Origin of the sequence: Amycolatopsis kentuckyensis, from assembly GCF_002155975.1 — a bacterium.
In the GTDB taxonomy this organism is placed as follows: Bacteria; Actinomycetota; Actinomycetes; order Mycobacteriales; family Pseudonocardiaceae; genus Amycolatopsis; species Amycolatopsis kentuckyensis.
Genome location: NZ_MUMI01000702.1, coordinates 1 through 11,453, shown reverse-complemented (window position 1 = coordinate 11,453; position 11,453 = coordinate 1). Strand labels below are relative to the sequence as shown.

The 11,453-nt window shown below is 70.3% G+C and carries 12 protein-coding genes; 3 read left to right on the top strand and 9 right to left on the bottom strand.

Annotation, left to right across the window (positions count from 1 at the left end):
- Nucleotides 1-1,341 (bottom strand): Clp protease N-terminal domain-containing protein (locus tag CCN39_RS46020; protein WP_143264427.1); only part of this gene is annotated, 1,341 nt, incomplete at its 3' end.
- A gap of 361 nt (nucleotides 1,342-1,702) precedes the next feature.
- Between CCN39_RS46020 and CCN39_RS46015 the strand changes: the two genes are divergently transcribed.
- Nucleotides 1,703-2,527, top strand: coding sequence for a (2Fe-2S)-binding protein (locus tag CCN39_RS46015; RefSeq protein ID WP_086853287.1), 825 nt, complete (start codon nucleotides 1,703-1,705; stop codon nucleotides 2,525-2,527).
- Nucleotide 2,528: 1 nt separating this feature from the next.
- Here the strand turns inward: CCN39_RS46015 and CCN39_RS46010 are convergent, their stop codons facing one another.
- Nucleotides 2,529-3,098, bottom strand: a complete 570-nt coding sequence (locus CCN39_RS46010) for a TIGR03086 family metal-binding protein (RefSeq protein WP_086853285.1) — start codon at nucleotides 3,096-3,098, stop codon at nucleotides 2,529-2,531.
- A 34-nt stretch (nucleotides 3,099-3,132) separates the two neighbouring features.
- Here CCN39_RS46010 and CCN39_RS46005 point away from each other — a divergent pair, with 34 nt between their 5' ends.
- Nucleotides 3,133-3,990 (top strand): helix-turn-helix domain-containing protein, encoded by an 858-nt coding sequence (locus tag CCN39_RS46005; protein ID WP_086853291.1) that lies wholly within the window; start codon nucleotides 3,133-3,135, stop codon nucleotides 3,988-3,990.
- Between the two features lie 130 nt (nucleotides 3,991-4,120).
- Here the strand turns inward: CCN39_RS46005 and CCN39_RS46000 are convergent, their stop codons facing one another.
- Both CCN39_RS46000 and lysS read right to left on the bottom strand, forming a co-directional pair.
- Nucleotides 4,121-4,471, bottom strand: a complete 351-nt coding sequence (locus CCN39_RS46000) for a histone-like nucleoid-structuring protein Lsr2 (RefSeq protein ID WP_020641935.1) — start codon at nucleotides 4,469-4,471, stop codon at nucleotides 4,121-4,123.
- 145 nt (nucleotides 4,472-4,616) lie between these two features.
- Nucleotides 4,617-6,128: a lysine--tRNA ligase gene (gene lysS, locus CCN39_RS45995; protein ID WP_086853289.1), complete on the bottom strand. Its 1,512-nt coding sequence runs from the start codon at nucleotides 6,126-6,128 to the stop codon at nucleotides 4,617-4,619.
- 77 nt (nucleotides 6,129-6,205) lie between these two features.
- Here lysS and CCN39_RS45990 point away from each other — a divergent pair, with 77 nt between their 5' ends.
- Entirely contained in the window at nucleotides 6,206-6,958 is a 753-nt protein-coding gene (locus CCN39_RS45990) for a class I SAM-dependent methyltransferase (RefSeq protein WP_086853283.1), read from the top strand.
- Between the two features lie 5 nt (nucleotides 6,959-6,963).
- Here CCN39_RS45990 and CCN39_RS45985 read toward each other — a convergent pair whose 3' ends face one another.
- The 5 genes from CCN39_RS45985 to CCN39_RS45965 form a co-directional block, all read right to left on the bottom strand.
- On the bottom strand, nucleotides 6,964-7,740 hold the full coding sequence (locus CCN39_RS45985) for a type III pantothenate kinase (RefSeq protein WP_086853281.1): 777 nt from the start codon (nucleotides 7,738-7,740) through the stop codon (nucleotides 6,964-6,966).
- A 5-nt stretch (nucleotides 7,741-7,745) separates the two neighbouring features.
- The gene (panD, locus tag CCN39_RS45980) at nucleotides 7,746-8,243 is read right to left on the bottom strand and encodes an aspartate 1-decarboxylase (RefSeq protein WP_086853279.1); all 498 of its coding nucleotides are present in this window, start codon (nucleotides 8,241-8,243) and stop codon (nucleotides 7,746-7,748) included.
- A 9-nt stretch (nucleotides 8,244-8,252) separates the two neighbouring features.
- A complete protein-coding gene (gene panC, locus CCN39_RS45975; protein WP_086853278.1) occupies nucleotides 8,253-9,158 on the bottom strand; it encodes a pantoate--beta-alanine ligase in 906 nt (301 codons plus the stop codon).
- Nucleotides 9,155-10,114: a Rossmann-like and DUF2520 domain-containing protein gene (locus CCN39_RS45970; protein WP_434781164.1), complete on the bottom strand. Its 960-nt coding sequence runs from the start codon at nucleotides 10,112-10,114 to the stop codon at nucleotides 9,155-9,157. Before CCN39_RS45970 ends, panC begins: the two co-directional genes overlap by 4 nt.
- 89 nt (nucleotides 10,115-10,203) lie before the next feature.
- Nucleotides 10,204-11,307 (bottom strand): PrsW family intramembrane metalloprotease, encoded by a 1,104-nt coding sequence (locus CCN39_RS45965; RefSeq protein ID WP_086853274.1) that lies wholly within the window; start codon nucleotides 11,305-11,307, stop codon nucleotides 10,204-10,206.
- Nucleotides 11,308-11,453: the final 146 nt, after the last annotated feature.

The following is an 11,453-nucleotide window of genomic DNA, read 5'->3' as shown; positions in this document are numbered from 1 at the left end:
GCGGGCGGCCCGCTCGAAGTCCTGCGCGTCGATCGCGGACTCCTTGTCCCGGCGGACGTTGGCGATCTTCTCGTCGAACTCGCGCAGGTCCGGCGGCGCGGTCATCCGGCGGATCCGCATCCGCGCGCCGGCCTCGTCGATCAGGTCGATCGCCTTGTCCGGCAGGAACCGGTCATTGATGTACCGATCCGCCAGGGTCGCCGCGGCGACCAGCGCCGAGTCGGTGATCGACACGCGGTGGTGCGCCTCGTACCGGTCACGCAGACCCTTGAGGATCTCGATGGTGTGCTCCAGCGACGGCTCCCCGACCTGGATCGGCTGGAACCGGCGCTCCAGAGCGGCGTCCTTCTCGATGTACTTGCGGTACTCCTCGAGCGTGGTCGCGCCGATCGTCTGCAGCTCACCCCGGGCCAGCATCGGCTTCAAAATGCTCGCCGCGTCGATCGCGCCCTCGGCGGCACCCGCCCCGACCAGGGTGTGCAGCTCGTCGATGAACAGGATGATGTCGCCGCGGGTCTTGATCTCCTTGAGCACCTTCTTCAGGCGCTCTTCGAAGTCACCGCGGTAGCGGGACCCGGCGACCAGCGACCCCAGGTCCAGGGTGTAGAGCTGCTTGTCCTTGAGCGTCTCGGGCACCTCACCCTTGACGATGCTCTGCGCCAGCCCCTCGACGACGGCGGTCTTGCCCACGCCCGGCTCGCCGATCAGCACCGGGTTGTTCTTGGTCCGGCGCGAGAGGACCTGCATGACCCGCTCGATCTCCTTGCCGCGCCCGATGACCGGGTCGAGCTTGCCCTCCCGGGCCAGCACGGTCATGTTGCGGCCGAACTGGTCCAGCACCAGCGACGACGACGGGGTGCCCTCACCGCGGCCGGAACCGGTTTCGGTGGACTCCTTGCCACCCTGATACCCCGAAAGCAGCTGCAGCACCTGCTGACGGACCCGGTTCAGGTCCGCTCCCAGCTTGACCAGCACCTGCGCGGCGACGCCCTCGCCCTCGCGGATCAGGCCCAGCAGGATGTGCTCGGTGCCGATGTAGTTGTGGCCGAGCTGCAGCGCCTCACGCAACGACAGCTCCAGCACCTTCTTGGCGCGCGGCGTGAACGGGATGTGCCCGCTCGGCGCCTGCTGGCCCTGGCCGATGATCTCCTCGACCTGCTGACGCACGCCCTCCAAGGCGATGCCCAGCGACTCCAGCGCCTTGGCGGCGACACCCTCACCCTCGTGGATCAGACCCAGGAGGATGTGCTCGGTGCCGATGTAGTTGTGGTTGAGCATCCTGGCCTCTTCTTGAGCCAGGACGACCACCCGCCTCGCGCGGTCGGTGAACCTCTCAAACATGTGCACTCCCTCGACTGCTGCGCCGGCGGCCCGTTTCCATCGTGCTTTCACCGCGATGGATTCAGCACCGTGAGACCACTCTAGTAGCCAAGCCGTCGCGCTGGCGTACCACTACGGCTGTCTGCGGTCTTTTTCGCACCCGGACAGGTGGGTCTTCCGGGTGCTCCCATCATCAGGTTGCCCTGCACCTTTACGTCAAGCCCAACGTGCGAGCGGCCACTTGGATTCCGCCATCCGCGCCCTGTCCGCTCACCGCGAACAGTCCGCAAGCTGGGAGTGACCCACCCGATTGGCGCAGCTCCCGGAAGTCTGTAAGGTTAGGCACGCCTAATCCACTACGGCGCCGCAAGGAGGGCCGCGGTTGAACCAGCAGCGGTCCTTCCGTGACGCACGCGAGGTCGGCGACGGCCTCGCGTCGTCGTTGCGGCGCATCTCCGGCCTGCAGGAGCGCAGCGAGCTGCGCAGCGACGTCCCGGCGGGCTGGATCCGCTGTTCGGAGCTGCTGGAGACGCCCGAGTACTTCGGCGAGTGGCGTGGCCTGCTGGGCGACTGGCTGCTGCGCGAGCACTCCTCGGCACCGGGCCGCACGACGGCCAGCTGGGTGATGACCTGGTACCTGCACGTCCCGGCGTACGTCGGGGCGCTGCTGTGGCACCACGAGCGCCGGGTCCCCTCGCTGAAGCCGTCCGAGCTGGCGTTCCGCCTGGCCGACGACCGCCCGCACCCGGACGGGATGGCGCTGCTGGGTGACGCGTTCCACTGCCTCCCGACGGACCCGGGCTCAGCCCGCCCGGAGGCGACGGTGGTCCGCGACGAGCGAGCGCTGGCGGCGGTCCTGCGGGCGCGCTACCTGGCCCACGCCGCCCGGTTCGTCCAGGTGTACGCGCCGGTGAGCAGGCTGGGCCGCCGCACCCTCTGGGCGGCGGCGACGGACGCGCTGGAGAACTCGCTGTGGTGGGCGGGCCGGCAAGGCGGGACACCGGACGCCGAGGGCGCGGGCGTGGCGGACGCGGCCCTGGTGCTCGACGCGCGGTACCCACCGCTGACCTCGGCGTCGACGTTGCGGCTGGTCGAGGGGCCCGAGGGGCATCGCGAGTGGACGCGGCGGCGGGAGAGCTGCTGCTTTTCGTACCTGCTGCCGTCGTCGTCCGAGTGCGACGGCTGCCCGCGCACCTGCTCGCGCTGAGTCAGGCCGTCCAGGCCGGATCCCGGCCGGTGGCACCCAGCGCCCGCTCCAGCGGCGACGCGTCGGCCCCCACCGCCACCACCGGCCCGTAAACGCCCATCGACCGCGCCTGGTCGCCCATCGCCACCGCGGACTCGTACACCGCCACCGCCGCTTCCGGCGCGCACTGGAACGGCTGCCCGCTCGCCCGGGCCAGGTCCCAGCCGTGCAGCACGAACTCGCCCAGCACCATCGCGCCCACCAGCGCCGACGGCAGCGAAGCCGTGCCCAAGGCCGTCGTGCCCGTCCACGCCGAGGGCGACCCGAACACCTCGACCAGCGTCTCCGTCTGCTTCTCCAGGTCCGCTCGCCAGTCGTCGGTCACCAGCGCCGCCTCCGCCTCGCCGCGCGCCGGCGCGGGCGGGTCCTCGCGCCGTCCCGCGGCGATCAGCCACGGGCCCCAGTACAGGAGGTGGTTGAGCAGCCCGCGGACGTCGTACCCCGCGCACGGCGTCGGCGCGGTCAGGTCGGGGACCGCGCACGCGATCCGGACGAACCCGGCCGCGGCCGGGCGCACCAGTGAAGCAGTCATGCCGGTGATCCAAGCCCCCGGCGAACGAGCCGTCTTGAACGAACGCGACAGCTACCGTGAACCCGTGACGCACCGGATCCCGCGCGGCATCGTGGCCGAGGCCACCGCGCGCACGATGTTCACGCTGACCCGGCACCCGCCCGCACCGGAACTCGCCGAATTCGTCGAATACCACTGGATCCTGCGGTGGGACCGGCGCGGCAAACCGCCCTACGAGCAGCGGGTGCTGCCGAACCTGGCGGTCCACGTCACGTTCTTCCCGGGCGCCTCCGGCGTCCACGGCCCCTCCCACGACGTCTTTTCGCACCACTTGACCGGCCACGTCCAGGGCTTGGGTGTGCGATTCCGGCCGGGCACCTTCCGCGCGTTCCTCGGCGGCCCAGTACGTGACATCGCCGACCGGGCCGTCCCACTCGCCGACGTTTTCGGACCGGCGGCCTCGGCGGCCGCCGAATCGGTGCGGAGCGCCGGCGGAGATGCGCAAATGGCCCGTGCGGTCGACAACTTGCTGATCGCAAATCCCGTGACGCTCTCGCCGGCCGCTCGCGCGGCCGCGGAGGCGGTTGAATCAATCGCGCGGGATCCGGGAATTACCCGGGTGGCGCAACTGTGCGCGGATACTGGACTAACCACCCGGTCCATCCAGCGCGTGTTCGCCGAACACGTCGGCGTCCCGCCCAAGTGGGCGATCCGGATATACCGCCTCAATGACGCAGCGCAGCGGCTCGTCACAGAAGGACATCCCGATTACGCCGGTCTGGCGGTTCGACTGGGCTATAGCGACCAGTCGCACTTCATCCGCGATTTCCGGACGGTGACCGGTCAGTCGCCGGCCGAGTACAGCCGAACCGCCCGTGCCGCCGAACGGGAACCGGACAGCGATCGGACATGAAGAAAGCCGCCGGGCGAATATTCGCCCGGCGGCCCGTGGAAACCCCGCGTCGACGCCGCTGCCGGCACCGGAGGACAACTGCTGGTCAGCGACCCGCAGCCGGTCCGCGCGACGGCGGCGTGAACAATGTTCAGTTCTTCTTGTGGTAGGCCTCGACGACCTCGGAGGGGATGCGGCCGCGGTCGGAAACCGCGTAACCGTTCTTGCGCGCCCACGACCGGATGGCCTGGTTCTGCTCACGGTCCACGGCGGCCGGACGAGCCGAACCCTTACCCGCGACCGGACGGACCGAAGCGCGCTTGCGACCGCCCGCACGACGCGCGTGCTCGACATACTGAGCGAGCGCGTCCCGCAGCTCCTCGGCGTTTTCCGAGGAGAGATCGATCTGGTAGCTGACTCCGTCCAAACCGAACTCGACGGTCTCTTCCGCCTCACTGCCGTCGAGGTCGTCGACCAGCGAGACGAGCACCTTCTGTGCCATCCGATTCCTCCTGCGGGGCTTACTCAATGATCTGGTACGGGGCAAGCCCCGGGACAGAAGACTTTGTCTAGAACATTAGTACCCGCTTCTGCAGTGCAGCGCAAATCTCATTGCCATAACCGGAGGCTATCCTCACACGGGCGGGTTATTCCGGCCGCACCAGCGGGAAGAGGATCGTCTCCCGGATACCGAGACCGGTCAGCGCCATGAGGAGCCGGTCGATCCCCATTCCGACGCCACCGCTCGGCGGCATTCCGTACTCCAGGGCCCGCAGGAAATCCTCGTCGAGCCGCATGGCTTCGCTATCGCCCTGCGCGGCCAGCAGCGACTGTTCGGTGAGGCGTTCCCGTTCGACGACCGGATCGACCAGCTCGGAGTATCCGGTGGCGAGTTCGAATCCGCGCACGTAGAGGTCCCACTTCTCGGCCACGCCGGGCCGGGAGCGGTGCTGGCGCGTCAATGGCGACGTCTCCAGCGGAAAATCACGGACAAACGTCGGTGCGTGCAGGTGATCTCCGACGAGGTGTTCCCACAGTTCCTCGACGAGCTTCCCGTGTCCGAGCTTCGGATCCACTTCCAGGCCCCTGGCCTGCGCGAATCCGTGCAGTTTGGCGGCCGGCGTCTCCGGCGTCACCTCTTCGCCGAGGGAATCGGACAACGACTCGTACATTCCGAGTGTGGTCCATTCGCCGGACAGGTCGTACTCCGAACCGTCCGGCAGCGTGACGACCAGCGTGTCCAGCACCGACTCCGCGGCCTCCTGGATCAGCTGCCGCGTCATCACCGCGTTCGTGTCGTAGGTGGCGTACGCCTCGTAGTACTCGAGCATGGCGAACTCCGGCGAGTGCGAGGAGTCGCTGCCCTCGTTCCGGAAGTTGCGGTTGATCTCGAAGACCTTCTCGATGCCGCCGACGACGCAGCGCTTGAGGTAGAGCTCCGGCGCGATCCGCAGGAACAGCTCCAGGTCGAACGCGTTGGAATGCGTGACGAACGGGCGGGCCGCGGCGCCGCCGTGCAGCGTCTGCAGCATCGGCGTCTCGACCTCGGTGAACCCGCGGCGGTGGAACGACTCCCGCAGCGACCGGACCACGCCGGCGCGCGTGCGCACGACGTCCCGCGCGCGCGGGCGCATGATGAGGTCGACGTAGCGCTGGCGGACCCGCGTCTCCTCGGCCAGCTCCTTGAAGGCGTTCGGCAGCGGGCGCAGCGCCTTCGAGGTGATGCGCCACGCGTCGGCCATCACCGAAAGCTCACCGCGCTTGGACGTGATGACCTCGCCCTGCACGAACACGTGGTCGCCGAGGTCGACGTCGGACTTCCACGCCGCCAGCGCGTCCTCGCCGACCTTCGCCAGGCTGATCATCGCCTGCAGCTCGGTGCCGTCGCCCTCGCGGAGGCTGGCAAAGCACAATTTGCCCGTATTGCGCAGGAACATCACCCGGCCGGTGACACCGACCTGCTCACCCGTGGCGGTGTCGACGGGCAGCCCGGAATGCGCGGCCCGCACCTCGGCGAGCGAGTGCGTGCGGGGTACCTCGACCGGGTAGGGATCGATACCCTCCGCGAGGATCCGGTCGCGCTTCTCCCGGCGCACCCGCATCTGCTCGGGCAGTTCGTCTTCGGCGGGCTCGCTGGTGGAAGCGGGGTTTTCGGTCATGGCCATAGGGTACGAACCCGGCGGACCGCTACGCCAACCGGATTACCTTTACCTTTCCCTCCATTAGCCTGGACAGCGTGAGCGATCCCACTCGAGGTCAGCGCGCTTCTTCCTTCGGCAGCCGGGCCGCCGAGTACGCCGAGCACCGGCCCGGCTACCCGCGGGCAGCGATCGAGTGGGGCCTTTCCGGGGCGAGCGGAACACCGCACCGGGTGCTCGATCTCGGCGCCGGAACCGGCAAGCTCACCCTCGGCCTGAGCGCGCTCGGGCTCGACGTCACCGCGGTCGAACCCGACCCGGAAATGCGCGCGGAACTCGAGCGGGCGATGCCGTCGGTGCCGTCACTGGCGGGGACGGCGGAACGGATCCCGCTGCCCGACAGGAGCGTCGACGCGGTTTTCGCCGGCCAGGCGTGGCATTGGTTCGACGTACCGGTGGCACTGGCGGAGATCGGCCGTGTGCTGCGCCCCGGCGGCGTGTGCGTGCCGATGTGGAACTACGAAGACGAATCGGTCCCGTGGGTCGCCGACTTCACCACGCTGGGCCGCGACGGCGCCCGCCGCCCGGCGAGCGTCGAAGATATGCGCGAGGTGACGCACCCGGCCTTCGAATCATTCGAAAGCGATCGGTTTCGCCATACGCAACGGCGCACCGCGGAGACCCTGCTGGAAACGATCGCGACCTATTCGGCGGTCATCGTGTCGGCACCGGAGGAGGCAGCGGCCATGCTGGGCAGGCTCCGGCGGTTCTTGGCGGAGAACCCGGCCACCGCGGACGGCGAGTTCGACCTGCCGCTGGTCACCACGGTGTTGCGCGCCGGGCGGCGGTGAGGGGGTCAGGGCCGGATGTTGCGCTCGTAGGCCAGCCGCAGGCCGAGCAGCGTCAGCTCCGGGACGTGGTCGGTGATCGTCTCCGACTCGTCCAGCACCAGCGGGGCCAGGCCGCCCGTCGCCAGCACGGCCACCTTCTCGGTGCCGCCCGGGGACAGCTCGCGGACGATCCGGCGCACCAGGCCGTCCACCTGGCCCGCGAACCCGTACAGGATCCCGGACTGCAGGCACTCCACCGTGTTCTTGCCGATCACCGACCGCGGCGGCACCAGCTCGACCTTCCGCAGCGCCGCCGCGCGCAGCGCCAGCGCGTCCACCGAAATCTCGATCCCGGGGGCGAACGCGCCACCGAGGAACTCGCCGCGGGACGAGATCGCGTCCACGTTGGTCGACGTGCCGAAGTCGACCACCACGCACGCCGTGCGGTGGAGGTGGTGCGCGGCCAGCGTGTTCACCAGCCGGTCCGCGCCCACCTCCTTCGGGTTGTCCACCAGCAGCGCCACGCCCGTGCGCACGCCCGGCTCCACCACGATCTTCGGGATCCGGGCGTAGTACCGGCCGAGCATCACGCGCAGTTCGCGCAGCACCGCCGGCACCGTCGACAACGCGCTGATCCCGGTCACGGCGTCCGCGTGCGGGCCGAGCAGGCCGCGCACCGTCAACGCCAGCTCGTCGGCGGTGATGCGGGCGTCCGTCCGCATGCGCCAGTCGCCCACGAGTTCGGGCCCGGACCACAGCCCCAGCACGATGTTCGTGTTGCCGACGTCGACGGTGAGCAGCAAGCGGGTCAGCTTTCCGCGTGCAGCAACGCGTCGAGGCGGCGGGCGTCCGCCGTCTCGGCGACCGGGAAGACCGCGGTCTCCTCGTCCGGCGGCAGCGTCACCGTGCCGGACAGCAGCCCGGATCCCTCGGGCGCGTGCCCGGGGTCGGTGTGCCGGTGGACGATCCGGTTGTCCGCGTCGACGAACACCACGCGCGGCTGGTACGTCGCCGCTTCGGCGTCGTCCATCTGGCCGTACGAGATGAGGATGACCAGGTCACCCGGGTGCACCAGGTGCGCCGCGGCGCCGTTGATGCCGAGCACCCCGCTGCCGCGCTCGCCCTTGATGACGTAGGTCTCCAGCCGCGCCCCGTTGGTGACGTCCACAATGGACACCTGTTCCCCCGGCAGCAGGTCCGCGGCCTCCATCAGGTCTTCGTCGACCGTCACCGAACCGACGTAGTGCAGGTCGGCCTGGGTCACGGTGACCCGGTGGATCTTCGACTTGAGCATCGTGCGGTACATCGTGGACTCCTATTCCCCTGCGTCCAGCCGTTCCGGGTGTTCGACGGCGGCGCCGAGCAACACCGGAACGTTGTCGATCAGCCGGGTACTCCCCACCCGGGCCGCGATCAACAGTCGTGCTTCACCATCGACGGGCGCGGGCCCGAGGTCGGTTCCCCGCAACTCCAGGTAATCCACCTCGACCGCGGGCCGCGCGGCGAGGGTCTTCCACGCGGTCTCGAGGACCGCGTCCGCACCGTCCCGGCCCACGAACGCCCCCGCGGTGAGGGCGGCCGACAGGACGATGGCGTCTTCGCGCTGCTCAGGCGTCAGGTAGACGTTACGCGAAGACAACGCGAGCCCGTCACGCTCCCGCACGGTCGGCACGCCGATGACGCGCGTGTCGATGTTCAGGTCGCGCACCATGCGCTTGATCAGCACCAGCTGCTGGTAGTCCTTTTCGCCGAAGAACGCGTAGTCCGGGCGGAGCAGGTTGAACAGCTTCGCCACGACGGTGAGCACGCCGGCGAAGTGCCCCGGCCGGACGGCGCCTTCCAGCTCTTCGCCGAGCGGTCCCGGGTGGACGGTCACCACGGCACCCTCGGCGTAGAGCGCGTCCGCGCTGGGCGTGAACGCGATTTCGATGCCGTCCTCGCGCAGGATGCCGAGGTCGGCCTCCAGCGGCCGCGGGTACGCCTCGAAGTCCTCGCCCGCGCCGAACTGCAGCGGGTTCACGAAGATCGAGGTGGCCACGACGGTGTTCGGCAGCCGCTTCGCGCGGCGGATCAGCTCGCGGTGGCCGGCGTGCAGCGCGCCCATGGTCGGCACGAGCGCCAGCTTGCGGCCGACGCCGTGCAACGCCCGGCTGACCTGGCTCACCTGCTCGGGCGACGCGAACGCGTTCAGGGTGCCGCGGCTGAATTTCGGTGTGGTCACTGGTCTTGGTGCCCTTCGGCGGGATCGTCGAGGAGTTCGGTGAGGTCTTTGGCGGCCGCGGTGTCCAGCAGCCCGGCCGCCGTCGAACGCGCCACCGTGCGCTTGGCCAGCGCACGGTAGGCCGGCGCCACGTCCGGCGCCTGGTCCGCCAGCACCGCGAGGTGCTTGCGGACGGTGCCGAGATCGCCACGCGCGACCGGGCCGGTGAGGGCGCGGTCGCCGTGTCGCAGCACATTATCCAATGCCGCCGAGAGCAGTGGCGCGACCAGGCGTTCGGACGGCCCGATTCCGGCCTGGCGCAACAGGTCCGCGCAGTCGGCGACCAGCGTCATCAGGTGGTTTGCGCCGTGCGCCAACGCAGCGTGGTAGAGCGCTCGCGCGGAGTCGGGGATCCGCACCGGCTCGGCACCCATCTCGACGGCCAGCGCTTCGCCGACGTGCCACGCCGCCTCGTCCTCCTCGGCCGCCGTGACGCCGATGCTGCAGGCCGCCAGCCGTTCGAGGTCCTCCTCGCGGCCGGTGAACGTCATCACCGGGTGCAGGGCGAGCGGCAGGGCGCCGGCCTCGGCCGCGGGGGCCAGGACGTCGATGCCGTGCGCGCCGGAGGTGTGCACGACGATCTGGCCGGGCCGCAGCGACCCGGTGGCGACGAGCCCGCGGACCATCCCGGCGAGCGCGTCGTCGGGCAGGGCGAGCAGCACGAGATCCGCCCGGCGGACGGTTTCGTCGGGCGGCAGGAGGGGCACGTCGGGGAGGAGGCGTTCGGCACGGGCCAGCGACGAAGCGGACAGGCCGGACGCGGCGACCACCGTGTGCCCTGCCCGCGCCAGCGCGGCGCCGAGCACGCTGCCCACCCGGCCGGCGGAAACGACGCCGACCGCGAGGCGGGCGGGCCTCATCATGGCGTGCGCCTGTGGACGCTCATGGTTGGCAGACTCCCTCTGCTCTCGTTCCAGTCCCGCTCCGGGTACCGGACGACGGCGCGAGACTAACTCGGCCAGGCAGGCGTCGTTGAGCCCGGGTGACCAGCTTCACCCGGACCGGGTCACCCGCGGGCGGCCTCGTCGGCGAGGCGCGTCGCCTCCGCCCGGGCGGCCTTCAGGGTGTGCAGCAGCTCCTGCTGGCGCTGCCGGTCGGTGTCGTTGGTGAGCTGGTGCCGGTCGAGGAACGCGAGCTCCGTCACGCTGGCCTGGTAGACGGCGACGGCCTTCGCGGCCTGCTTGCCGGACTGCCGTTTCGCCTGGCGGCGCCAGGCCCGCCGCCCGGGCAGGCTGGCCAGCAGCTCGACCTCCGACGGCGCGATCCACCGCGCGGCGGCCATGTGCGGCAACGCGGCGGCGATGATCCGCTGTTCCCGTTTCCGCTGCAGGACGACCAGGTAGACCACGCCGAGGAAGAGCGGGAGCATGATCAGGAAGTAGACGGTGAGGAACTTCGACCCGCCGAGCAGGGCGGCGCTGTTCCACAGGGCGTGCAGGCAGACGGCGGCGAGGTACCCGGCGACCGGCGCGACGAACTTGAGGGCCTTGGTCGTCGTCCGCGCGGCGATGCCGATCCCGATGCCGGTGAGCACGGCGAACAGCGGGTGCGTGAAGGGGGCGAGCACGCCCCGCAGGAAGAAGGCGGTGATGACGCCCTGGCTGTGCCCGTCACCGAAGCCGTAGTCGGCGAAGGCCCGCCCGAAGTAGTAGATGTTCTCGGTGAAGGCGAACCCGGCGGCACTGAACCCGGCGTAGACGACCCCGTCGACGACGCCGTCGAACTCACTGGACCGCCGCCAGAGGATGAGCACGACGAAGAGCGCCTTCGCGGCCTCCTCGAAGATGGGGGCGGAGACGAGCGCGGCGAGCGTGTTGCCGCTGCCGGTGCCGAGCAGCTCTTCCCCGACGGCCTCGGCGGTGGTGTTGATGAGCAGCGCGGTGACGGTCGCGATGCAGGCGCCCCAGGCGAAGGCGAGCAGGAGGAACTTGGCGGGTTCGGGCTCCCACCGGTCGACCCAGAGGAACCCGGCGACGACGCCGGCCACGGGCACGAGCGCGGCGAGCACCCCGATGGTGACGGCGAGCGGGCCCACCCGCGCGGTGGCGAGCCCGAACAGGAACAGGCCGCACAGGGCCACCACGATCAAACCGAGCACCGGCAGCAGCACGGTGACCCGGCGAGGCCGCCGTCCGCGATCAAGTCCCGTCGCGGGCGAGAGGGTTCCGCTCACAGCGGGTCACCCTACGCAAGAGGCTGCGGGGGCCGGAATGCCGCCTCAGCTCACGCGGGGGTGGGGCCAGCCGCGGCTGGCCC